General features: G+C 71.8%; 20 protein-coding genes. 11 read left to right on the top strand and 9 right to left on the bottom strand.

Features of this window, described 5'->3' with window-relative positions; genetic code table 11:
• Window positions 1-24: 24 nt before the first annotated feature.
• From ACFVQ0_RS09310 to ACFVQ0_RS09275, 8 genes are read right to left on the bottom strand one after another with little or no spacing between them, the layout of a single operon-like run.
• The gene (locus ACFVQ0_RS09310) at window positions 25-2,025 is read right to left on the bottom strand and encodes an NADH-quinone oxidoreductase subunit L (RefSeq protein ID WP_390086170.1); all 2,001 of its coding nucleotides are present in this window, start codon (window positions 2,023-2,025) and stop codon (window positions 25-27) included.
• A complete protein-coding gene (gene nuoK, locus ACFVQ0_RS09305) occupies window positions 2,022-2,450 on the bottom strand; it encodes an NADH-quinone oxidoreductase subunit NuoK (protein ID WP_390086168.1) in 429 nt (142 codons plus the stop codon). The genes ACFVQ0_RS09310 and nuoK overlap by 4 nt, the downstream gene beginning before the upstream one ends.
• Window positions 2,450-3,040: an NADH-quinone oxidoreductase subunit J gene (locus tag ACFVQ0_RS09300; protein ID WP_390086166.1), complete on the bottom strand. Its 591-nt coding sequence runs from the start codon at window positions 3,038-3,040 to the stop codon at window positions 2,450-2,452. Before ACFVQ0_RS09300 ends, nuoK begins: the two co-directional genes overlap by 1 nt.
• Window positions 3,040-3,687: a NuoI/complex I 23 kDa subunit family protein gene (locus tag ACFVQ0_RS09295; protein ID WP_390086164.1), complete on the bottom strand. Its 648-nt coding sequence runs from the start codon at window positions 3,685-3,687 to the stop codon at window positions 3,040-3,042. The genes ACFVQ0_RS09300 and ACFVQ0_RS09295 overlap by 1 nt, the downstream gene beginning before the upstream one ends.
• Window positions 3,687-4,655, bottom strand: coding sequence for an NADH-quinone oxidoreductase subunit H (locus ACFVQ0_RS09290; protein WP_390086162.1), 969 nt, complete (start codon window positions 4,653-4,655; stop codon window positions 3,687-3,689). Before ACFVQ0_RS09290 ends, ACFVQ0_RS09295 begins: the two co-directional genes overlap by 1 nt.
• The gene (locus ACFVQ0_RS09285; RefSeq protein WP_390086160.1) at window positions 4,652-5,773 is read right to left on the bottom strand and encodes an NADH-quinone oxidoreductase subunit C; all 1,122 of its coding nucleotides are present in this window, start codon (window positions 5,771-5,773) and stop codon (window positions 4,652-4,654) included. Before ACFVQ0_RS09285 ends, ACFVQ0_RS09290 begins: the two co-directional genes overlap by 4 nt.
• Window positions 5,770-6,468: an NADH-quinone oxidoreductase subunit B gene (locus tag ACFVQ0_RS09280; protein WP_390086158.1), complete on the bottom strand. Its 699-nt coding sequence runs from the start codon at window positions 6,466-6,468 to the stop codon at window positions 5,770-5,772. The genes ACFVQ0_RS09285 and ACFVQ0_RS09280 overlap by 4 nt, the downstream gene beginning before the upstream one ends.
• Entirely contained in the window at window positions 6,459-6,869 is a 411-nt protein-coding gene (locus ACFVQ0_RS09275) for an NADH-quinone oxidoreductase subunit A (protein WP_123524223.1), read from the bottom strand. Before ACFVQ0_RS09275 ends, ACFVQ0_RS09280 begins: the two co-directional genes overlap by 10 nt.
• Before the next feature lie 170 nt (window positions 6,870-7,039).
• On the opposite strand from ACFVQ0_RS09275, the gene ACFVQ0_RS09270 reads away from it, so the two are divergent.
• From ACFVQ0_RS09270 to ACFVQ0_RS09245, 6 genes are all read left to right on the top strand, one after another.
• Complete coding sequence (locus tag ACFVQ0_RS09270; RefSeq protein ID WP_390086156.1) at window positions 7,040-8,263, top strand: sensor histidine kinase; 1,224 nt, start codon at window positions 7,040-7,042, stop codon at window positions 8,261-8,263.
• Between the two features lie 121 nt (window positions 8,264-8,384).
• Window positions 8,385-9,785, top strand: coding sequence for a sensor histidine kinase (locus ACFVQ0_RS09265; protein WP_390086154.1), 1,401 nt, complete (start codon window positions 8,385-8,387; stop codon window positions 9,783-9,785).
• Window positions 9,786-9,961: 176 nt separating this feature from the next.
• Entirely contained in the window at window positions 9,962-10,621 is a 660-nt protein-coding gene (locus ACFVQ0_RS09260; protein ID WP_024493722.1) for a response regulator transcription factor, read from the top strand.
• A gap of 272 nt (window positions 10,622-10,893) precedes the next feature.
• Entirely contained in the window at window positions 10,894-12,846 is a 1,953-nt protein-coding gene (locus tag ACFVQ0_RS09255; RefSeq protein ID WP_390086152.1) for a 2-oxoacid:acceptor oxidoreductase subunit alpha, read from the top strand.
• Entirely contained in the window at window positions 12,839-13,924 is a 1,086-nt protein-coding gene (locus ACFVQ0_RS09250; protein WP_390086150.1) for a 2-oxoacid:ferredoxin oxidoreductase subunit beta, read from the top strand. The genes ACFVQ0_RS09255 and ACFVQ0_RS09250 overlap by 8 nt, the downstream gene beginning before the upstream one ends.
• A 165-nt stretch (window positions 13,925-14,089) precedes the next feature.
• Window positions 14,090-16,048, top strand: a complete 1,959-nt coding sequence (locus ACFVQ0_RS09245) for an APC family permease (protein ID WP_390086148.1) — start codon at window positions 14,090-14,092, stop codon at window positions 16,046-16,048.
• A 16-nt stretch (window positions 16,049-16,064) separates the two neighbouring features.
• Here ACFVQ0_RS09245 and ACFVQ0_RS09240 read toward each other — a convergent pair whose 3' ends face one another.
• A complete protein-coding gene (locus tag ACFVQ0_RS09240) occupies window positions 16,065-16,409 on the bottom strand; it encodes a winged helix-turn-helix transcriptional regulator (RefSeq protein ID WP_390087735.1) in 345 nt (114 codons plus the stop codon).
• A 189-nt stretch (window positions 16,410-16,598) separates the two neighbouring features.
• Here ACFVQ0_RS09240 and ACFVQ0_RS09235 point away from each other — a divergent pair, with 189 nt between their 5' ends.
• The 5 genes from ACFVQ0_RS09235 to ACFVQ0_RS09215 all read left to right on the top strand — a co-directional run bounded on the left by ACFVQ0_RS09235 (window position 16,599) and on the right by ACFVQ0_RS09215 (window position 22,428).
• Window positions 16,599-17,462 carry an SDR family oxidoreductase gene (locus tag ACFVQ0_RS09235; protein WP_390086147.1) on the top strand — a complete coding sequence of 288 codons (864 nt, stop codon included), beginning with the start codon at window positions 16,599-16,601 and terminating at the stop codon, window positions 17,460-17,462.
• A 127-nt stretch (window positions 17,463-17,589) separates the two neighbouring features.
• The gene (rarD, locus tag ACFVQ0_RS09230; protein ID WP_390086145.1) at window positions 17,590-18,633 is read left to right on the top strand and encodes an EamA family transporter RarD; all 1,044 of its coding nucleotides are present in this window, start codon (window positions 17,590-17,592) and stop codon (window positions 18,631-18,633) included.
• Window positions 18,634-18,708: 75 nt separating this feature from the next.
• Window positions 18,709-20,259 (top strand): FAD-dependent monooxygenase, encoded by a 1,551-nt coding sequence (locus ACFVQ0_RS09225; RefSeq protein ID WP_390086143.1) that lies wholly within the window; start codon window positions 18,709-18,711, stop codon window positions 20,257-20,259.
• A gap of 58 nt (window positions 20,260-20,317) precedes the next feature.
• Window positions 20,318-21,772 carry a hypothetical protein gene (locus ACFVQ0_RS09220; protein ID WP_390086141.1) on the top strand — a complete coding sequence of 485 codons (1,455 nt, stop codon included), beginning with the start codon at window positions 20,318-20,320 and terminating at the stop codon, window positions 21,770-21,772.
• A complete protein-coding gene (locus ACFVQ0_RS09215; protein WP_390086139.1) occupies window positions 21,769-22,428 on the top strand; it encodes a class F sortase in 660 nt (219 codons plus the stop codon). The genes ACFVQ0_RS09220 and ACFVQ0_RS09215 overlap by 4 nt, the downstream gene beginning before the upstream one ends.
• The last annotated feature ends 51 nt before the right edge of the window (window positions 22,429-22,479 follow it).

Genomic DNA, 22,479 nt, shown 5'->3' with positions numbered 1-22,479 from the left:
GGATTCGCTCATATCGATCACGGCTCACGACCCGGCGTTGACGTTGGCGAAGACGACGGCGGCGACCGCCAGGACCAGGGAACCGGCGAGCAGCGCGCCGAGGTAGGTCTGCACGTTGCCGGTCTGGGCACGGCGGACGGCGGTGCCGAGCCAGCGTGCGCCGGTGGCGGAGCCGCGTACGTAGGTGTCGACGACCTCGCGGTCCAGGAAGCGGACGAGGCTCGCGGCGGCCTGGACCGGGCGGACGAACAGGGCCGCGTAGACGGCGTCCAGGTGGAAGCCGGTGGCCGCGTGGCGGTGCAGGGGGCCGAGGAGCAGCCGTCCGGGGTCGGCCGGGTCTGGGGCGTCCCCGGCGTCTCCGTAGGCGGCGGTGTGGCTCTCCAGCGCCTCGACCTCGATGAGGGCCGGTTCGGCGTCGGGGTGGGCGGTGACGGAGCCCATGGGGGTACGGGCGGCGAGCGCCGTGGTGTGGCGCCAGGCCGCGTAGGTGACGAGTCCGCCGACCAGGCCGACGCCGGTGGAGAGGACGGCGGTGGTCAGCGACGGGGTGAGGCTGTGGCCGTCGAACCAGTCGCCGATCACGCCGACGGTGAGTCCGAAGGCGATGGTGGGGACGGCCAGTACCCACAGGACCGAGGTCATGGCGACGGGCTGCCTGCCGTGGTCGGGGGCCTCCGTGCCCCGGCCCCGGAAGGCGAGGAGCCAGAGGCGGGTGGCGTACGCGGCGGTGAGGACGGCGGCCAGGAGCCCGGCGATCAGGACGGTCCAGCCGGCGGCGGCCGGGGCGACGTGGCGGTCACCGAGGGCGGTGTGCTCGGCGGCGACGAGGACGGCTTCCTTGGAGAAGAAGCCGGCGAACGGCGGGATGGCGGCCAGCGCGAGGAGCGCGACGGTCATCGTCCAGTACGCGTCCGGGATGCGCTTGGCCAGGCCGCCCATGCGGGACATGGCGGCCAGTGAGTTGGTGCCGGCGGCGTGGATGACGACGCCCGCGGCGAGGAAGAGGACGGCCTTGAACGCGCCGTGCGAGAGGAGGTGGAAGACGGCCGCGCCGCGGTCACCGACGGCCAGGGCGCCGGACATGTAGCCGAGCTGCCCGATCGTGGAGTAGGCGAGGACGCGCTTGATGTCGTCCTGGGCGAGCGCGGCGAGTCCGGAGCCGATCATCGTGACCGCCGCCATCACGGCGAGGACGACGAGCGCCGCGCCGGAGGCGGCGAAGACGGGGAGGAGCCGGGCCACGAAGTAGATGCCGGCCGCGACCATCGTCGCGGCGTGGATCAGCGCGGAGACGGGGGTGGGACCGGCCATCGCGTCGGGCAGCCAGGTGTGCAGCGGGAACTGCGCGGACTTGCCCGCGACACCGGCCAGGAGCAGCAGGGCGATCACGGTGGGGTGGTCGAGGCCGCCGTGGGCGACGGAGCCCAGGATGCCGGTGATGCGGAAGGTGCCCGTGTCGGCGGCGAGGGCGAACAGGCCGATGAGGAAGGGGACGTCCCCGAGCTTGGTGACCAGGAACGCCTTGAGGGAGGCCGCGCGGGCCTCGGGCGTCTCCCAGTAGTGGCCGACCAGGAAGTACGAACAGATGCCCATGACCTCCCAGCCGACCAGGAGCACCATCAGGTCGCCGGAGTAGACGACGAGCAGCATCGCGGAGGTGAAGAGGGAGACGAGAGCCGCGTACGAGGGGTAGCGGGGGTCGTCGCGCAGATACGCGGTCGAGTAGATCTGCACGCAGCTCGCGACCAGGGCGACCAGCACGGCCACGAGGACCGCGAAGCCGTCGAGGTGCAGGGCCAGATCGATCGGGACCGATCCGGTGGGGGTGAGCTGGGTGGCGGCGTCGATGGCCCGGTCGCCGCCCTGGCGTGCGGCGACGACGGCCGCGATGACGAGGGAGGCGAGGGAGGGCAGTACCGCCAGCGGGCGGACGAAGCCGGGGGCGCCGCGCCCGAGGAGGAGTCCGGCCGCGGCTCCCAGGAACGGGAGGAGGGGGACAAGGGCGGCGAGGGTCGTGGTGGTCACGGAGTGGCCTCTGCCTTCTTTGCCTTCCCTGCCGCAGCAGTGGCGGGGTCTTCGGCGGCTTGCGGGGCTCGGGCGTCGCTTTCTTCGTCGTCGCCGGCCGGGACCGTCTCGGCCTCGTCGGTCTCGGCGGTGTCGCGGAGGCGGTCGACGTCGGAACTGCCCCGGTTGCGGTACACGGCGAGGACGATGGCCAGCCCGATACCGATCTCCGCCGCCGCGATGGCGATGGTGAACAGGGTGAGGGCCTGACCGGAGTGCAGGGCGTCGCGGAGCCAGACGTCGAAGGCGACCAGGTTGAGGTTGACGGCGTTGAGCATCAGCTCGACGGACATCAGGACGAGGATCGCGTTGCGGCGCGCGAGTACTCCGTAGAGGCCGGTGCAGAAGAGGAGGACGGCGAGCACGGCGGGATAGGCGAGGTGCATCAGCTCTTGTCCTCTCGGCGCGGGCCGGCCGGGGCGGTGCTCTCCCGGCCCTTGCGGGACAGGACGATCGCGCCGACGAGGGCCGCGAGCAGGAGGACGGAGAGCGCTTCGAAGGGGAGTACCCAGTGCCGGAAGAGGAAGGCGCCGGTGACCTCGGTGGACCCCTGGGCCGGTCCGTCCAGCTCGATCCAGGTGGTGCGGAAGGCGTCCACGACGACCCATACGAGGGTGCCCGCCGCGGCGACGGCCACCGCGAGGGCGGCCCAGCGGTTCTCCGAATCGGCGTCCGGGGACCGGCCGATGGGGGCCCTGGTGAGCATCAGGCCGAAGAGGAGGAGGACGACGACGGACCCTACGTAGATGAGTACCTGCACCCAGGCGATGAACTCGGCCGTGAGCAGGAGGTATTCGACGGCGAGGCCGCCGAGCGCGACGATCAGCCAGAGGGCCGCGTGCACCAGTTGTCTGGTCGTGACGGTGACGAGGGCCGCGCCGAGGGTGGCGATCCCGACCAGCACGAAGGCGATCTCGATACCGGACGGGGAGAGGAAGCCGGGGTGGCTCCCGGCGGCGAGGACGGTGGCGGGCATCACGCCTGGCCCTCCTGGTCCGTCGGGGCGGAGTCTGTCGGGGCGGAGTCCGGCGCGGCGGGTGGGGCGGCGGAGTCCGGCGCGGCGGGTGGGGCGGCTTCGGCGGCGGCCTCCTCCTGTTCGCGCTTGGTCCGGAGCTTGTCCGCCGTCTTGCGGGCGGCGGCGATCTCCTTCGGTTCCTCGGCCCCCGGATCGAGCGCCGACGGCTCGGGCACCGTCCACATCCACTCGCGGAGCTTGTCGCGCTCGTGGGTGAGTTCGAGGATGTCCGTCTCCGCGTACTCGAACTCCGGCGACCAGAACAGCGCGTCGAACGGGCACACCTCGATGCAGATCCCGCAGTACATGCAGAGCGAGAAGTCGATGGCGAAGCGGTCCAGCACATTGCGGCTGCGCTCGCGGCCGCCCGGTGCCGCGGCGGGCACCGTCTCCTTGTGGGAGTCGATGTAGATGCACCAGTCGGGGCACTCACGGGCGCAGAGCATGCAGACCGTGCAGTTCTCCTCGAACAGCGCGATGACGCCTCGGGAGCGGGGCGGCAGCTCGGGCTGCGTATCCGGGTACTGGGCGGTGACGGTCTTCTTCGTCATCGTCCGCAGGGTGACGGCGAGGCCCTTGGCCAGGCCTGCGCCGGGGATCGGGGGCATTAACTGATCGCCACCTTCACGATGCCGGTGAGCGCGATCTGCGCGAGAGCGAGCGGGATGAGCGTGGTCCAGGCGAGCTTCTGCAGCTGGTCCTCACGGAGTCGGGGATAACTCACGCGCAGCCAGATGACGACGAAGGCGAGGACGGCGACCTTCAGGAGCGTCCAGACCCAGCCCAGTCCGTCGGCGCCCAGCGGCCCGTGCCAGCCGCCCAGGAAGAGCACGGTGGTCAGCGCGCACAGCACGACGATGCCCGCGTATTCGGCGAGCAGGAACAGGGCGAACCGGAGTCCGGTGTACTCGGTGTACGCGCCGAAGATGATCTCCGAGTCGGCGACCGGCATGTCGAACGGCGGGCGCTGGAGTTCGGCGAGCCCGGCCACGAAGAAGACCAGGGCCCCGACGATCTGCCAGGGCAGCCACCACCACTCGAAGGCGTCGAGGATGCCGGGGAGCGAGACCGTACCGGCCGCCATCGCCACAGAGGCGGCGGCGAGCAGCATCGGCAGCTCGTACGCGAGCAGCTGTGCGGCGGTGCGGATGCCGCCGAGCAGCGAGAACTTGTTGGCCGAGGCCCAGCCCGCCATGAGCGAGCCGAGCACGCCCACGCCCATCACGGCGAGCACGAAGAAGATGCCCGCGTCGACCACCTGGCCGACCGCGCCCTCCCCCGGACCGATCGGGACGGCTACGAGTACGAGCAGGTACGGGAGCAGCGCGACGGCGGGGGCCAGCTGGAAGACCCGGCGGTCGGCCTCGGCCGGGACGATGTCTTCCTTCTGTACGAACTTCACTCCGTCCGCGACGAGCTGGGCCCAGCCGTGGAAGCCGCCGGCGTACATGGGGCCCAGGCGGCCCTGCATGTGGGCCATCACCTTGTGTTCGGCCTGGCCCACGATGAGGGGGACGGCCATGAACACCGCGAACACGATGACGAGGCGGAGGGCGACGTCCAGTGCGTCGTTCACGCGGTATCGCCTCCGGCGGGGGTGTCGGGGGTCTCTGGGGTGGCTGGGGGTTCAGGTGCGTCTGCTGCGTCTGCTGCGTCTGAGGGGTGCTCGGGGGTGTCGGTGCCGCTGCGCGGGGGCTCTCCCCTGCCCGCCCCTTCCCGAACCGGGGGCTCCGCCCCCGGACCCCCGCTCCTCAAACGCCGGAGGGGCTGGGATGGGGCCGAATCAGAGGCATCGGCGTCAGTCGGGGACGGCGCTCCGTCCGACGGTGCGTCGTCGAAGGCCGGGCGGGCGTTGTGCCACGGCGCGTCCGTAGCCGTCCCCGGAGCGGGAGCAGGCGGAGGAGTCGGCGCGTCCGTGACCGGGGCGGGAGTCGGGGCCGTGTCCGGCGCGGGTGCCGGTTCAGGTGCCGGGTTCGTCGGCCGCTGGCCCGCCGAGCCGTCGCTCGCGCTGCGGGTGCGGCGGGCCGGGCGGTCGCCCGCGGGCCTCGCCGCGCGGGCGGGGCGGGCGGGGGCCGGGGGGAGCTGGCCCTTCAGCGGGCCCCACTCGTTCGGGTCGGGGACGCCGGGCGGCAGCATCGTGCGGCGCTTCGGGCCGCCGTGCTCCGACTCGCCCGGCTCCTTGGCGCCCGGCCAGGCCTTCGCCACGCGGGCCGCCAGGACGAAGTCCTTCCGCAGCGGGTGGCCCTCGAAGCCCTCGGGCAGCAGCAGGGGGACCAGGTGCGGATGGCCGTCGAAGCCGATGCCGAACATCTCGTGCGTCTCGCGCTCGTGCCAGCCGGCGCCCGCGTAGACGCCGATCGCGCTGGGCAGCACGGCGGCCTCGTGCGGAACGGTCGTACGGAGCAGCAGCCGGCGGACAGCAGGGCCGGTGGCGGGGGCGGCGCGGTCGGGCAGCGCGGCGAGGTGGGCGCAGACCCGGAAGCCCGTGCCCGGTTCGTCCACGGCGCTCAGCCAGTCGAAGTAGGTGCAGCCGAGCCGGTCGCGCGCCGTTTCGAGCGCGGCGGTCCAGGACGCGGGCGGCACGTCGACGGTCAGCAGTTCGTACGCCTGCTCCGCCGTGGCGTCCTCGCCGAAGATCTTGGTCACGGCGTCCGGCAGCCGGTCAAAGGCCTCGGCGCTCTCGGCGGCGGTCACTTCCCCTCCTCCTTCGCGGAGTCGGGCGCGGAGTCGGGCGCGGAGTCGGGCACGGGCGGTGCGGCGACCAGTCCGCTGCGCAGCGCGGCGGTGGAGGGGCGGGCCGCGCCACCGTTCCCGTAGCGCTCGCTCAGCGACTCGCGAGCGATCTTCTCCTGAAGCTTGAGGATCCCCTGGAGCAGGGCCTCGGGACGGGGCGGGCAGCCGGGGACGTAGACGTCGACCGGGATGATCTGGTCGACCCCCTTCGTCACCGAGTACGAGTCCCAGTACGGGCCGCCGCAGTTGGAGCAGGCGCCGAAGGAGATGACGTACTTGGGCTCGGGCATCTGCTCGTACAGCCGCTTCACCGCCGGGGCCATCTTGTCCGTCACCGTGCCGGAGACGATCATGAGGTCGGCCTGGCGGGGGCCGGGCGCGAACGGGATCACGCCGAGCCGGATGAAGTCGTGGCGTGCCATGGAGGCGGCGATGAACTCGATGGCGCAGCAGGCGAGGCCGAAGTTGAAGACCCAGAGGCTGTAGCGGCGGCCCCAGTTGAGGACCACCTTCATCGGCTCGGGGGCGAGCCGGGACAGCACACCCAGCCGTTTCGGCTCAGGCAGGAACGTGGGTACGGGTTCGGGACCCGACTCCGGTCCCGACTGCGGCTGTGGCTGCGGCTGACCGGCTGACGACGGGCTCGTCACGTCCATTCGAGGACGCCCTTCTTCCATGCGTAGAGCAGTCCCACGGCCAGGAAACCGAGGAAGATGAACATTTCCACCAGCGTCGTCGCGCCGTATCCGGGCGCGGCGAAGACGGTTGCCCACGGGAACAGGAAGATCGAGTCGACGGCGAAGATCACGTACAGGAAGGCGTACACGTAATAACGGACCTGGGTGTGGGCCCAGCCCTCCCCCACGGGGTCCACGCCGCACTCGTACGTGAGGAGTTTCTCCGGCGTCGGGACCACCGGGCGCATCAGCCGGCCGGCTCCGAAGGCGACGGCGACGAAGAGCACGCCGACCACGGCGAGCAGTCCGACGACCGAGTAGCTGTGGAAGTACTCCGACGCGAGAACGGCCGGTCCCGACAGGTCCGCAACGTCCGTCACGTCCGCCCCCTCGCTCCCTCAAACCTGTTCGACGATCTGTACGCACGGGAGTCTAGGCCCTGTAAAGGAACAGTAAGCAGTCGCGTCGGGCAACGGGTGGGGTTATCCCCACTTCATCGCCACCCACGAGCCCCATGGCGTCCGGATGTCCCACCCGGCAGGCTGGGCCCATGACCATGAGCCCCCAGGTACCCGGTAACGACCGGCCGCCGCCCGTCCGCTTCGCCTTCGACACGTACACCTGGAAGGAGATCGCGCATCTCCTCGCCAATCTCCCGTTGGCGGTCATCGGGTTCGTGTACTCGGTGCTCATGATCGCTATCGGTGTCGGTCTCGCGGTCACGGTCATCGGCCTGCCTCTGCTGGCCGGCGGGCTCCAGGGTGCGCGGCTGATCGGCCGGGCCGAGCGGGGCCGGGCGCGGAGTCTGCTCGGGGTGCGGATCGACGAGCCGAGCCCGATGGTTCCGGTCCGCCGCGAGGAGGGGTTCTTCGCCTGGCTGTGGACGAGCCTGAAGGACCCGGTGGGCTGGCGCGCGGTGCTGTACTCCTTCATCCGGCTGCCGTGGGGTGTGCTCACCTTCGCGTTGACGCTCGTGAGCCTCTTCGTCCTGTGGCCGGTGCTCCCCTATACGGCGCGGTTCATGGCCAACGCCGACCGGGGCATGGTGCGCGGGCTGCTCTCGCCCTCCGACGAGCTGGAACGCCGTATCGCGGAGCTGGAGTCGGACCGGGGGGTGGTCGTCGACACCGCCGCCGCCGACCTGCGCCGCATCGAACGCGATCTCCACGACGGCGCCCAGGCCCGCCTCGTCGCCCTCGCCATGGGACTGGGCCTCGCCAAGGAGAAGCTGACCGACGACCCCGAGGCCGCCGCCAGGATGGTCGACGAGGCGCACGGCGAGGTCAAGGTCGCCCTCCAGGAACTGCGCGACCTCGCCCGCGGCATCCACCCCGCCGTCCTCACCGACCGGGGCCTGGACGCCGCCCTCTCCGCCATCGCCTCCCGCTGCACCGTCCCCGTGACGGTGGGGGTGGATCTGCCGGGGCGGCCGGCGCAGGCGATCGAGGGCATCGCGTACTTCACGGTGTCCGAGCTCCTCCAGAACGTCAGCAAGCACAGCGGGGCGCGCACGGCGTCCGTCGATGTGTGGCGGACGGCGGACCGGCTGCTGCTCCAGGTCACCGACGACGGACGCGGCGGGGCCTCGATGGACGGCGGTACGGGGATGTCCGGGCTGGCCGAGCGGCTGGGCGCGGTGGACGGGCTGTTCGTCCTCGAATCGCCGCCCGGCGGCCCGACGACGGTCACCGCCGAGCTGCCCTGGCGCGACCGGGAGGACGAGAAGGCCGCCGCGCGCGGACGGGCTCCGGGGGTGGGGAAAACCCCCCGCTGAAGAGGGAGACCGGCCTCATGGTGCGCCGCCGCCCGGTACAGCACCCTTGAGGAAGCAAGAAGCAAGCGGCAGAACTCAGTACGCACGTACGCGGAAGAAGCGGAAGAAACGGATGGACGCCATGGCCACGGCTTACGGACCGGATACGCGGGACCAACAGCGCTCGGGCACCGGCACCGGCTTCGGCAGCCGCTTCGGCACCGGTCCGGGCGCCGGATCCGGGGGCGACCGCCCCGACGCGGAGCACGTGTTCCCCGCCGTACTGCGCGCCCCCTTCGAGGCCCGGACGTGGCGCGAGACCCTGTATCTGCTGCTCAGCATGCCCCTCAGCATCGTGTTCTTCACCCTCGCGATCACCATGACGTCGCTGGGCGCCGGGCTGCTCATCACCTTCCTGGGGATTCCGGTGCTGGCCGGGGGCCTGGCCATGTGCCGCGGGTTCGGCGCGCTGGAGCGGGCGCGGGCCCGTGGACTGCTGGGGCTGGACGTGGCGTCCCCGGAGCCGGTGCGGGGGCGGACCGGCGGGCTGATGTCGTGGGTCGGGGCGGTCCTGAAGAGCGGGGTGTCCTGGCGGCACCTGCTCTACTCGCTGCTGCACCTGCCGTGGGCGGTCTTCGGCTTCATCGTCTCGACGGCCCTGTGGTCCTGGGGCCTGGCGGCCTTCACCTACCCGGCGTGGCACTGGATCTTCCCGGCGTACACGGGCGTCGAGGGGATCCAGCTGTACGGGGACGACGGGCACCAGGTCTATCTGGACTCCCCCGTCGAGCTGGCCCTGACCAGCGCCGTCGGGCTGCTGTTCGTCCTGGTCACCCCGTGGATCGTGCGCGGTCTGACCTCGGTGGACCGGCTGATGGTGTCCGGGCTGCTGGGTCCGTCCCGGCTGGCGACGCGGGTCACGGAGCTGGAGTCGGACCGGGGGGTGGTCGTCGACACCGCCGCCGCCGACCTGCGTCGCATCGAACGCGATCTCCACGACGGCGCCCAGGCCCGCCTCGTCGCCCTCGCCATGGATCTGGGCCTCGCCAAGGAGAAGCTGACCGACGACCCGGAGGCCGCCGCCAGAATGGTCGACGAGGCACACGGCGAGGTCAAGGTCGCCCTCCAGGAACTGCGCGACCTCGCCCGCGGCATCCACCCCGCCGTCCTCACCGACCGGGGCCTGGACGCCGCCCTCTCCGCCATCGCCTCCCGCTGCACCGTCCCGGTCACCGTCGAGGTCGACCTGACGTCCCGGCCCGCGCAGGCCATAGAGGGCATCGCCTACTTCACGGTGTCCGAGCTCCTCCAGAACGTCAGCAAGCACTCCCACGCCACCCGCGCGTCCGTCGAGGTGTGGCGGACGGCGGACCGGCTGCTGCTCCAGGTCACCGACAACGGACGCGGCGGCGCCGGCCTGACGTCGGGCAGCGGTCTCGCCGGTCTGACGGAGCGGCTGGACGCGGTGGACGGGATCCTGGTCGTCGAGTCCCCGGTGGGCGGCCCGACCAAGATCACGGCCGAACTCCCCTGGCGCGGCTGACCGCACCCCCGGCAGCCGTCCCCCTCGCACGGCGTCCCCCGCACCTGCGGCCCCCACGCCACGCAACCCCGCGAACGCTCGCCGCGTCACCGCCGATACTGGGATGCTGGATGCCGATCGGCATCCGGGCGGGAACAGCGAGTGGTGGGGGAACAGACGTCGTGGTGGAGGACAGGGTGCGGGTAGTCATCGCCGAGGATTCGGTACTGCTCCGGGAGGGGCTCACCCGGCTGCTGACCGATCTCGGTCATGACGTCGTGGCGGGGGTGGGGGACGCCGAGGCGCTGATCAAGACGGTGGGCGACCTCGCCGGGCAGGACGCGCTGCCCGATGTGGTGGTCGCGGACGTGCGGATGCCGCCGACCCACACGGACGAGGGCGTGCGGGCCGCGGTGCGGCTCCGAAAGGAGTACCCGGGCATAGGGGTACTGGTCCTTTCGCAGTATGTGGAGGAGCAGTACGCCACCGAGTTGCTGGCCGGATCCAGCCGGGGTGTGGGGTATCTGCTGAAGGACCGGGTCGCCGAGGTGCGGGAGTTCGTGGACGCGGTGGTCCGGGTGGCGCAGGGCGGTACGGCGCTTGACCCGGAGGTCGTCGCGCAGCTGCTGGGGCGGAGCCGCAAGCAGGACGTGCTGGCCGGGCTGACGCCCCGTGAGCGCGAGGTCCTCGGCCTGATGGCGGAGGGGCGGACCAACTCCGCGGTGGCGAAACAGCTGGTCGTGAGCGATGGCGCGGTGGAGAAGCACGTCAGCAACATCTTCCAGAAACTCGGCCTGTCCCCCAGTGACGGCGACCACCGGCGGGTGCTGGCCGTGCTGACCTATCTGAACTCCTGACGGTTTCCGCTGGTACCCGGCGGTTCCTGACGCCACGTCCGGCCGCCGGGACCGGACCGCGCGCGACTCGCTCCACACACTCTCCAGTGAGGGTCCGACGAGGATCCGGGTGGCTGATGAATCATGGCGGGACGGCGCCGGACAGGCGTCTCAAAATGCCGTCCAACTTATGATCGGCCAGAGGAAGGCGACCCTTACAGACGTAGGGTGGAGCCTGGGACCGCCGGCGGGCCGGATGGTTCCGAGCCACCGCGCCGAGGGAGGTCCAGTAAGTGACCAGCCAGGTCAGTAGCCCCGCCGAACAGGCCGATGAGGCCAGTGAGGCGCTCGTAGGGGGACAGCGTGCCCCCCAGTCCGCAACAGACAACGGTGACAAAGAGATCCGCCGTCTGGACCGGGTGATCATCCGTTTCGCGGGTGACTCCGGTGACGGTATGCAGCTCACGGGTGACCGGTTCACCTCGGAGACCGCTTCCTTCGGGAACGACCTCTCCACCCTGCCGAACTTCCCCGCCGAGATCCGGGCCCCCGCAGGCACCCTGCCTGGGGTTTCGTCGTTCCAGCTGCATTTCGCGGACCACGACATCCTCACCCCCGGCGACGCGCCCAACGTGCTGGTCGCGATGAACCCGGCCGCGCTGAAGGCCAATATCGCCGATGTGCCGCGCGGCGCGGAAATCATCGTGAACACCGATGAGTTCACGAAGCGTCCGATGGCCAAGGTCGGATACCGGACAAGTCCGCTGGAGGACGGCTCGCTGGAGGCGTACAACGTCCACCCGGTGCCGCTGACCACCCTCACCATCGAGGCGCTGAAGGACTTCGGGCTCCCCCGCAAGGAGGCCGAGCGCTCCAAGAACATGTTCGCGCTCGGGCTGCTGTCCTGGATGTACCACCGGCCGACCGAGGGGACCGAGACCTTCCTGCGGGCCAAGTTCGCGAAGAAGCCGCAGATCGCCGAGGCGAACGTGGCGGCGTTCCGGGCCGGCTGGAACTTCGGGGAGACCACGGAGGACTTCGCGGTCAGCTACGAGGTGGCCCCGGCCACCCAGGCGTTCCCCACCGGTACGTACCGCAACATCTCGGGGAACCTCGCGCTGTCCTACGGCCTGATCGCCGCGGGCCGGCAGGCGGACCTGCCGGTCTACCTGGGCTCGTACCCCATCACCCCGGCCTCGGACATCCTGCACGAGCTGTCGAAGCACAAGAACTTCGGCGTGCGCACCTTCCAGGCCGAGGACGAGATCGCGGGCATCGGCGCCGCGCTCGGTGCCGCGTTCGGCGGTGCGCTGGGGGTGACGACGACGTCGGGTCCCGGAGTGGCGCTGAAGTCGGAGACGATCGGGCTGGCGGTCTCCCTGGAGCTGCCGCTGCTGATCATCGACATCCAGCGCGGCGGCCCCTCGACCGGGCTGCCGACCAAGACGGAGCAGGCCGACCTGCTCCAGGCGATGTACGGGCGCAACGGCGAGGCCCCCGTCCCGATCATCGCCCCCAGGACCCCGGCGGACTGCTTCGACGCGGCGCTGGACGCCGCCCGGATCGCCCTGACCTACCGCACCCCGGTCTTCCTGCTCTCCGACGGGTACCTCGCCAACGGCTCGGAGCCCTGGCGCATCCCCGAGGTCGACGGGCTCCCGGACCTGCGCGTCCAGTTCGCCCACGGCCCCAACCACGAGCTGGCCGACGGCACCGAGGTGTTCTGGCCCTACAAGCGCGACCCGCAGACCCTGGCCCGGCCCTGGGCGGTCCCCGGCACCCCGGGGCTCGAACACCGCATCGGCGGCATCGAGAAGCAGGACGGCACCGGGAACATCTCCTACGACCCGGCCAACCACGACTTCATGGTCCGCACCCGGCAGGCCAAGATCGACGGCATCACCGTCCCGGACATCGAGGTCGACGACCCCGCGGACGCGAAGACCCTGGTCCTGGGCTGGGGCTCCACCTACGGCCCCATCACCGCCGCCGTCCGCCGCCTGCGTGCCGCCGGAGAGCCCATCGCCCAGGCACATCTGCGCCACATCAATCCGTTCCCGCGGAATCTCGGCGAGGTGCTGAGGCGTTACGACAAGGTGGTCGTCCCGGAGATGAACCTGGGACAGCTGGCCACCCTCATCCGGGCCAAGTACCTGGTGGACGCGCACAGTTACAACCAGGTCAACGGCATGCCGTTCAAGGCCGAGCAGCTCGCGACGGCCCTCAAGGAGGCCATCGATGCCTGAGACCAACGAGCTCCTGCAGCCCGCGGAGACCAACGAGCTCCTCCAGCTGGTGCCGAAGTCCGAGGCCAAGCAGTCCATGAAGGACTTCAAGTCCGACCAGGAAGTGCGCTGGTGTCCCGGGTGCGGCGACTACGCCGTCCTCGCCGCCGTACAGGGCTTCATGCCCGAGCTGGGGCTGGCGAAGGAGAACATCGTCTTCGTCTCCGGCATCGGCTGCTCCTCCCGCTTCCCGTATTACATGAACACCTACGGGATGCACTCCATCCACGGTCGGGCCCCCTCCATCGCGACCGGGCTCGCCTCCTCCCGCCGCGACCTGAGCGTCTGGGTGGTCACCGGTGACGGCGACGCGCTGTCCATCGGCGGCAACCACCTCATCCACGCCCTGCGCCGCAACGTGAACCTGAAGATCCTCCTCTTCAACAACCGGATCTACGGGCTCACCAAGGGTCAGTACTCCCCCACCTCCGAGGTCGGGAAGATCACCAAGTCGACGCCGATGGGCTCGCTCGACGCCCCGTTCAACCCGCTGTCCCTGGCCATCGGCGCGGAGGCGTCCTTCGTCGCCCGCACCGTCGACTCCGACCGCAAGCACCTCACCAGCGTGCTGCGGGCGGCGGCCGACCACCCGGGCACGGCGCTGGTGGAGATCTACCAGAACTGCAACATCTTCAACGACGGCGCCTTCGAGGTCCTCAAGGACCGCGAACAGGCCCAGGAGGCCGTGATCCGGCTGGAACACGGCCAGCCCATCGTCTTCGGCACCGACAACGCCAAGGGCGTCGTACGGGACTCACTGACCGGAGACCTGACCGTGGTCACCGTCACCGAGGACAACAAGTCACAGATCCTGGTCCACGACGCGCACGCCGCCAGCCCGAACACCGCGTTCGCGCTGTCCCGGCTGGCGGACGCGGACACCCTGCACCACACCCCGATCGGGGTGCTGCGCAGCGTCGAACGGCAGGTCTACGACACGCAGATGGCCGAACAGCTGGACACCGCCGTCGAGCAGAACGGCAAGGGCGACCTCGGCGCGCTGCTCGCGGGCAACGACAACTGGACCGTGGTCGGCTAGGTCCTCCGCAGGGAGAAGCACGGCCGGCCACCGCTTCGGCCACGCGACGCGGCCCCCGCAGGAACTCCTCCCGGGGGCCGCGTCGCGTTGCCGAACGGGCTGACTTTCCGCGGCGTGCGGCGATTGCGGGCGGTGTCGGGGCCGCCGTCCACGCACCATGTGGCCATGACCCTGGACCGTCCGGTGTACCGCGTCAAGAGACACCTGCTCGGCAAGCCGCTGACCACGGAGCGCATCAGCGAGGAGAAGCTGAGCAACCGGACGGCGCTGGGGGTGCTGGCCTCCGACTGCATCAGTTCGTCCGCGTACGGCTCGGAGGAGATGCTCCGGGTCCTGGTGCCGGTCGTCGGCGCCGCCGCGTTCACCCTGCTGATGCCGGTGACCTTCGCGATCCTGCTGGTCCTGCTGCTGCTGACGCTCTGTTACAGCGATGTGGTGACGATCTACACCCGGGCGGGCGGCTCGTACGTCGTCGCCCGGGAGAACTTCGGGCCGAACGTCGCACAGATCGCCGCCGTGGCGCTGCTCGTCGACTACATCGTGACCGTCGCCGTCCAGGTCTCGGCCGGGACCAACGCCCTCATCTCGCTCGCCCATCTGGCGGGCAACGAGTTCACCGGCCTGGACCATCTCCAGCTGCCGGTCTCCGTCGCGGTGATCGTGCTCCTCGCGTACGGGAACCTGCGCGGGGTCCGGGAGGCGGGCCGGCTCTTCGCGCTGCCCGCCTACCTCTTCATGGCCGCCGTCGGGCTGGTCCTGCTCGCCGCAGCGCTGCGCGGGCTCACCGGCGGGCTGCCGCACGCGGATCCGCACGCCGCCGGGGTCGTGCCGTTCGGCACCCCGGGCAACGGCTGGCTGTACGGGGCCTCGCTCTTCATCGTGCTGCGCTCGTTCGCCAACGGCGGCTCCTCGCTCACCGGGCTCGAAGCGATCTCCAACGGCATCTCCGCGTTCCGCGAGCCCCAGGGTCGCAACGCGCGCCACACGCTCATCGCGATGAGCGTGATCCTCGGCATCCTCGTACTCGGGGTCTCGACGCTGGCCCACTTCACCCATGCCGTGCCGTACACGGACGGCACGCCGACCGTCATCGCGCAGGAGGCCCATCTCGCGTTCGGCGGCGGGCCACTCGGCACGGCCGGGCTGGTCTTCGTACAGCTGGCGACCGCGCTGGTGCTCTACACGGGTGCCAACACCCCGTTCACCGGCTTCCCCTACCTGGCCAGCTTCGTCGCGGAGGACCGGTTCCTGCCGAGGGTGCTGACCCGGCGCGGGCACCGCCTCGCCTTCTCGAACGGCATCATCGCGCTGACCGTCGTCTCACTGGCGCTGCTCCTGGTGACCGGCGCCAGTGTGGACAAGCTGGTCGCGCTGTACGCGATCGGCGTGTTCACCGCGTTCACCATGGCGGGGGCCGGGCTCACCGTCTACCACCTGCGGCGCCGGGAGCGGTACCGCAGGGTGAAGGTCACGCTCAACGCGCTCGCGGCGGCCACCTCCGCCGCCGTCGTGCTGATCTTCGCGGTCACCAAGTTCACCGAGGGCGCCTGGCTGGTCGTGGTGATCTTCCCGCTGGGGGTGTGGACGCTGACCCGGATCAACCGCGAGTACCGGCGCGAGGCCGCCGCGCTCCAGGGCATCCAGGCGCCGGGCGCGGACCGGGCGGTGTACGCGCGCCATCTGGTCCTGGTGCTGGTCGAGGCGCTCGACCTGGCGACGCTGATGGCTCTGCGGTACGCCCATGAGCTGCGGCCCGACGAGATCCGGGCGGTGCACTTCGCGATCGACGAGGCGTACGCCGGGCGGCTGGCCGCCCGCTGGGAGGAGACGTCCGCCACCGCCGTCCCGCTGGAGCTGGTGGCGTGCCCCGACCGGCGGCTGCGCCACGCGATGAAGGAGCTCGCGTACCGCAGCACGGAGGACGGGGACACCTGGCTGACGGTCCTGGTGCCCCGGCGGACGTACAGCAACGCGCTGGGCAAGCTGCTGCACCGGGGCACCGGCGAGAAGCTGGGCAAGACGCTGACGCGGCTGCCGCACGTGGTGGTGACGATCCTGCCGTTCGACGTCTCACGGGCGCTGCGGGCGATGGAGGAGCGGCACCACCGGCCCCCGGCGGGCTGACCGCCCGGCGTACGGGTCAGCCGGAACCCCGGCCGCTCGCGTCGTACGCCGCGCGCGCCGCGTCCACCGCGTCCAGCTGCCGCTCCGACCAGCGGGCCAGGCCCCACACCTGCTCTGCGGCCTCCCGGCCCATCGCGGTGAGCGTGTAGTCCACCCGGGGCGGGATGACCGGCTTGGCGTCCCGGTCCACGAAACCGTCCCGCTCCAGCGTCCGGAGCGTCTGCGACAGCATCTTCTCGCTGACCCCGCCGACCTCGCGGCGCAGTTCACTGAAGCGGTAGGAGCGCTCCAGCAGGGCGGCGAGCACCAGCACCCCCCAGCGGCTGGTGACGTGTTCGAGCACCACCCGGGAGGGACACATCGGCTCCCGCACATCGGGCCCCCGCGCCGCGGTGTCCCTGGCCCTGATGTCTCTGATGTCCCTCACGCTGCTTACGCCCATACCAGTACCTTACTTCAAAGTGCGTACTTTCTTTTGGTTAGCGCTATCCCTATGGTGAGTAGCAGATCGCACGAACGGAACATGAGCACCTAAAGAGGAGCAAACCCCATGAGCATCGTCGTCACCGGAGCCACCGGAGAGCTCGGCCGCCTCGTCATCGACCAGCTGCTGGCCACCACGCCCGCCACCGAGGTCGCCGCCGTGGTCCGGAACAAGGAGAAGGCCGCCGGGATCGCCGCCCTCGGCGTCGAGCTCCGGATCGCGGACTACAGCCGCCCGGAGACCCTGGACGGCGCCTTCCGGGCCGGTGACCGGGTCCTGCTGATCTCCGGCAGCGAGGTCGGCAGCCGGGTCGCGCAGCACACCGCCGTCATCGACGCGGCCAAGGCGGCGGGCGTGGCGCAGCTCGCGTACACCGGCATCCTGGGCGGCCCGGACGCGGACTTCCGGCTGGCCGACGAGCACAAGGCGACCGAGCAGCTGATCCTGGACTCCGGCCTCCCGTACACCTTCCTGCGCAACGGCTGGTACACCGAGAACTACACGGCGAACCTGGCCCCCGTCCTGGCCCACGGCGCGGTCGTGGCCAACGCGGGCGACGGCAGGATCGCCTCCGCCACCCGTGGCGACTACGCGGCGGCGGCCGTCGCCGTGCTGACCGGCGAGGGCCACCTGGGCAAGGCCTACGAGCTGAGCGGCGATGTCGCCTGGTCGTTCGACGAGTACGCCGCCGAGGTGTCCAGGGCGTCCGGCCAGGAGATCGTCCACAAGGACGTCCAGGCCGCCGCGCACCAGGAGGTCCTGGTCGGCGCCGGACTGCCGGCCGACTTCGCCGCGATCCTGGTGGACGTGGACGAGGCGGTTCGGCGCGGGCGCCTCGCCGGTACCAGCGGGGACCTGGCCCGGCTGATCGGCCGCCCCACCACCCCGCTCGCGGACACCGTCGCGGAGGCGGTCGCGGCCCTGCGCTAGCGGACAGCCCCCGGCGATCCCGGGCCCGTGTCATGACCGTCTGGCGATACGGCAATGACACCGGGCCCGGTCGGCGCTACCTTCGTCTGGCCGGCGAAGCGCCGGCGCACATCTGCCGGGAGGGCCCGTGAAGGGGACGAACGAACAGCGGGCCGGGCTGTTGTCCGGATTCGCCGCCTACGGACTGTGGGGCCTGGTCCCGCTCTTCTGGCCGCTGCTGAAGCCGTCCGGGGCGGTCGAGATCCTCGCCCACCGCATGGTCTGGTCCCTCGGCGTCGTCGGCATCGCCCTCCTCGCGCTGCGCCGCTGGTCCTGGATCGGGGAGCTGCTGCGGCAGCCCCGGAAGCTGGCGCTGATCACCGTCGCCGCGGTGGTGATAAGCGTCAACTGGGGCCTGTACATCTGGTCCGTGAACCACGGTCACGTCGTCGAGGCCTCGCTCGGCTACTTCATCAACCCGCTGGTCACCATCGCCATGGGCGTCCTGCTCCTGGGCGAACGGCTGCGCCCCGTGCAGTGGGTGGCGGTCGGCACGGGCGTGGCCTCCGTGCTCGTCCTGGCGATCGGGTACGGGCAGCCGCCGTGGATCTCGCTGGTCCTGGCGTTCTCCTTCGCGACGTACGGCCTGATGAAGAAGAAGGTCAACATGGGCGGCCTGGAGTCGCTCGCGGCCGAGACGGCGGTGGTGTTCGTGCCCGCGCTCGGCTATCTGCTGTGGCTGGGCGCGCGGGGCGAGTCGACGTTCCTCTCCGGGGGTGTCGGGCACGGCGCGCTGCTCGCCTCGACGGGGGTGGTGACGGCCGGTCCGCTGATCCTGTTCGGGGCGGCGGCGATCCGTGTACCCCTCTCCACCCTCGGCCTGTTGCAGTACCTGGCGCCGGTCTTCCAGTTCGTTCTGGGGATCGTGTACTTCCACGAGGCGATGCCGCCCGAGCGGTGGGCGGGCTTCGGCCTGGTCTGGCTGGCGCTCACCCTGCTGACCTGGGACGCGCTGCGGACGTCGCGGCGTACGAGGATGCGGGCGCTGGCCGCGCGGGAGGCGGCGGCGAAGCAGGCACTGCCCGCCGCGGACGGTTCCGGTTCCACCCCGCCCCCGTCTCCGTCCTCACCCCCGTCCCCGTCCGTACTCGCCCTCGGTGACGACCCCGACGCCATGACCCGTACCCCATAATCGTTACTTGGTTGCTTTTTTTACTCGGTTGCTGTTTCCATGGAGCCCAACGGAAACGGCAACCGAGGAGTGCGCATGCCCAAGCCCGCAGCCACCGTGCTGATCGTGGGATCCGGGCCGACCGGCCTGACCCTGGCCATCGATCTGGCCCGGCGCGACATCGGCGTCCGGATCATCGACAAGTCCCCGCAGTTCCCGCGCAGCTCGCGGGCCAAGGGGCCGAACCCCCGCTCGCTGGAGGTCCTTGAGGACCTCGGCGTCATCGATCAGGTGCTGGCCGCCGGTTCGGCGCCGCTGCCGATGCGCAAGTACCGCGCCGGCCGGGTCATCGCGGACACCGACCCGTACACGGCGGCCCGCCCGACGCCGGACGCCCCCTTCGAGCGGCCCTGGCTGATCGCCCAGTGGCGGCTGGAGGAGATCCTGCGCGCCCGGCTCGCGGAGTACGGCGTACGGGTCGAACTCGGCGCCGAACTCGTGGGGCTGGCCCAGGACGACGACACCGTGACGGCGTCCCTGACCGGCGGCCGGGAGATCGCGGCCCGGTACGTGGTGGGCTGCGACGGCGGCCACAGCGCGGTGCGCAAGCTCCTCGGTGTCCCGTTCGAGGGCAGCACGGACGAGGAGCAGGCGATGGTCTGCGGCGACGTCGAGGTGACGGGACCCGACCGGGGCGTCTGGCACCAGTGGTTCGACGAGGACGGCGGCGTGATGCTCTGCCCGATCCCCGGCACCCGCACCGGCTGGTGGTTCCAGGCCTCCCCGGAGACGGACGCCGCGGGCCGCCCCGCACCCCCGTCGCTGGACGGCTTCCGGCGGCTCTTCGCCAAGCACGCCCGGCTGCCCGGCGAACTCCTCACGCGGGCCACGCTCCTCTCCTCCTACCGGGTCAACGAGCGCCTGGCGGACCGCTATCGGGTCGGCAGGGTGTTCCTGGCCGGGGACGCCGCGCACGTGCACTCCATCGCGGGCGGCCTCGGCATGAACACCGGCATCCAGGACGCGTACAACCTGGGCTGGAAGCTCGCCAGGACCGCCACCGGGCAGGCGCCGCCCGCGCTGCTCGACACCTACGAGGAGGAGCGGCTGCCGATCGCGGCCAGGACCCTGGACATCACCGCGGAACGGCTGCGGGCCACGCTGGAGGCGATCAAGGAGCCGGGCGGCGGCCTGGACTCGGCGATCACCCCGCAGACCTACGGCCTGGGCGACGGCTACCACTGGAGCTCCCTGGCGCCCGAGGGCTCCACCGCCCGGCTGCGCGCGGGCGACCGCGCGCCCGACGCGCCCTGCGCCGACGCGGCCACCGGAGCGCCCCGCCGCCTGTTCGAGGCCTTCGCCGGACCGCACTTCACCCTGCTCGGCTTCGGTACGGGAACGGGCCCGGCCCTGCGCGAGGCGGCCGCCGCGCACGCCGGTGAACTGCGGGCGTACGCAGTGGACGCGGGAGGCGCCGAGGGGCTCACCGACGACGGCGGCCGGGCCCGCTCGGCGTACGGCATCGGGCCGGACGAGGATGTCCTGGTACTGATCCGCCCGGACAACCACGTGGGGCTGATCGCCCCGGCCGGGGACCACCGGGCCGTCGCCGCGTACTTGAAGGGTGCGGCATTGGAGCGAGCTTGAGCGCGTCACAGCGGGTCGTCCCCCTGCGGACCTGCTGCTTATATTTTCCTCACATCTTATGACCCGACCCCTGCGCGCCACCGGAGCGTCCCGGACGCTCCTGCGCACCGCGACCGCCACCGCAGCCCTGTTCGCCGTGTCCGTCCTCGCCTGCGGAATCGCCCCCACCGCAGTCGCGGACGACACCGTGCGGACCGTCCATCAGGACGGGCTCGGCCCCGCCGGCCCCTGGCTCCGCCTCCAGGAAACGACCCCGGACCGGGACCCGGGGATCCAGGAGATCTCCCCGAAGCCCGACCCGGTCCACCTGAACGGCAGCCTGCGCCTCGCGATCGCGGCCGGACAACAGGCCCAGGCCGCGCACTACTTCAACGCGACGTGGACGCCGGTACCGATGCGCCCGCTGCTGGACGCGGGGGTCTCGTACTGGGCGTACACCGCGTCCGAGGGCTCCAGCGTCACCGATATCGGCGCCAACCTGCAGTTCCCGGCGTCCTGCGGGGGCTTCACCACCCTGTCGTTCGAACCCGGCGCCAACACCGACGTGCGGGGCGCGGCGCTGAAGCCGGACACCTGGCAGAAGTACCGGCTCACCGACGACTCCGTGATGCGGACCTCGCGCGCCGTGGCGGGCATCCCGGCGGGCGGGGACGCCCCGCTGTCGCACTTCGTCACGGCGTGCGAGGGGGCGTACGGGGTGATCGCCAACATCGGCCGGCTCGGTGACCCGAACGGCACGCTGAACACCTACGTCGACAACATCACCGCGCAGGGCACCACCTGGGACTTCGCCGTCACCGGCCGGGCGTCTGCGGCGCTCACCGTCCCGGAGCGGATCAAGGCGGGCGACGGCCCCCGGCCGGCCGACGTCTCCTACACCGATCCGGCGGACGGCCCCCAGTACCAGGGCATCGGCACGCGCCTGACGCTCAAGGGCCCGGCCGGTCTGAAGCCGGACCAGCTGACCGTCATGTCCGAGGGCTCTGCGGTCCCGCTCACCCGGGAGACGGACGGGTCGCTCACCGGCGAGCTGCGGACCAACCTCCGGGCGGGCGGCACGCTGGAGCCGGGCGGTAGGGCCGGGGCCGCGTTCACCCTGGCGGCGGCCGAGGGCGCGCCGGCCGGACGGCTCGACGTGACGACCGAACTGACCGTCACCGTGGACGGCGCCGACGGCCCGGTCCGCACGGGCGTGAGCGCCACGGACCACAGCCGGATCACCGCCGCCGGCACGGGCCCCAGCCCCTCGCCGTCCCCCAGCCACCCCCACCACCCCAGGCCCACCCCGCCCGGCGGCGGCCACGGCGGCGGCCACTGGGGCGGCGGCCACGGCGGCGCACCCCTGCCGAGCGGCCCGGTCGACGCGGGTGACGGCTCCACCGCCCTGACCGGCTCCGGCTCCGGCTCCGACGGGCTCTCCGGCCCCGGCCTGGCGATCGGCGCGGCCGGGCTGCTGGCAGCCGTCGCCGCCTCGGTCCGCGGGCTCCGCGCGGCCCGGCGCCGACGCGGTTGAGCCCCCGCATCCTGCGGGAACGGCTGCCCCGAGCACCGTTCCCGCGCCCGACCCGGGCGGCCGGGCTGATCCCGGCCGCCGCGGCGGCGCTCGTCCTGCTGCTGGGCTCCCCCCTCGCGGAGCCCGGCGGCGGGGCCGCCCCCCGGTCCGGCCCCGCGCCCACGGCGGCGGCGCCCCTGCCGGCCGTGCTCCCCGCCGCCCGCCCCGTCCGCATCGACATCCCCGGACTCCGGGTCAGCGCACCCCTGGTGGGCCTGGCCCTGGACGGCCGGGGCAGGCTCGGCGTGCCCGATCCGGCGGACCGCAACCTGGCCGGCTGGTACCGGGACGGGGTGCCGCCGGGCTCCCCGGGCAACGCGATCGTGGTGGCCCACGTCGACACCGCGACCGGCCCGGCCGCCTTCGCCGGGCTCGACTCGCTGCCGCCCGGCGCCACCGTGGAGGTCCGCCGCGCGGACCGGCGGATCGCGACGTTCCGCGTCTACGCGGTCCAGGAGTACGAGAAGCGCGACTTCCCCAGCGCCCGCGTCTACGGCCCGACGAAGGACGCCCAACTCCGCCTGCTCACCTGCGGCGGCGCCTACGACCCCGACGCGGGCGGCTACCAGTCCAACGTGGTCGCCTACGCCCGGCTGACGTCGGTCCGGCGGGTCTGACAACTCCGCCAACTCCGCCACGCCGAACGCCCGTTCGACCCCCTGAGTGGG

The sequence above is a fragment of the Streptomyces sp. NPDC057900 genome (genome assembly GCF_042887885.1).
Taxonomy (GTDB): domain Bacteria; phylum Actinomycetota; class Actinomycetes; order Streptomycetales; family Streptomycetaceae; genus Streptomyces.
The sequence above is the reverse complement of the archived record's forward strand: the minus strand, read 5'-3'. Positions and strand labels throughout refer to the sequence as shown.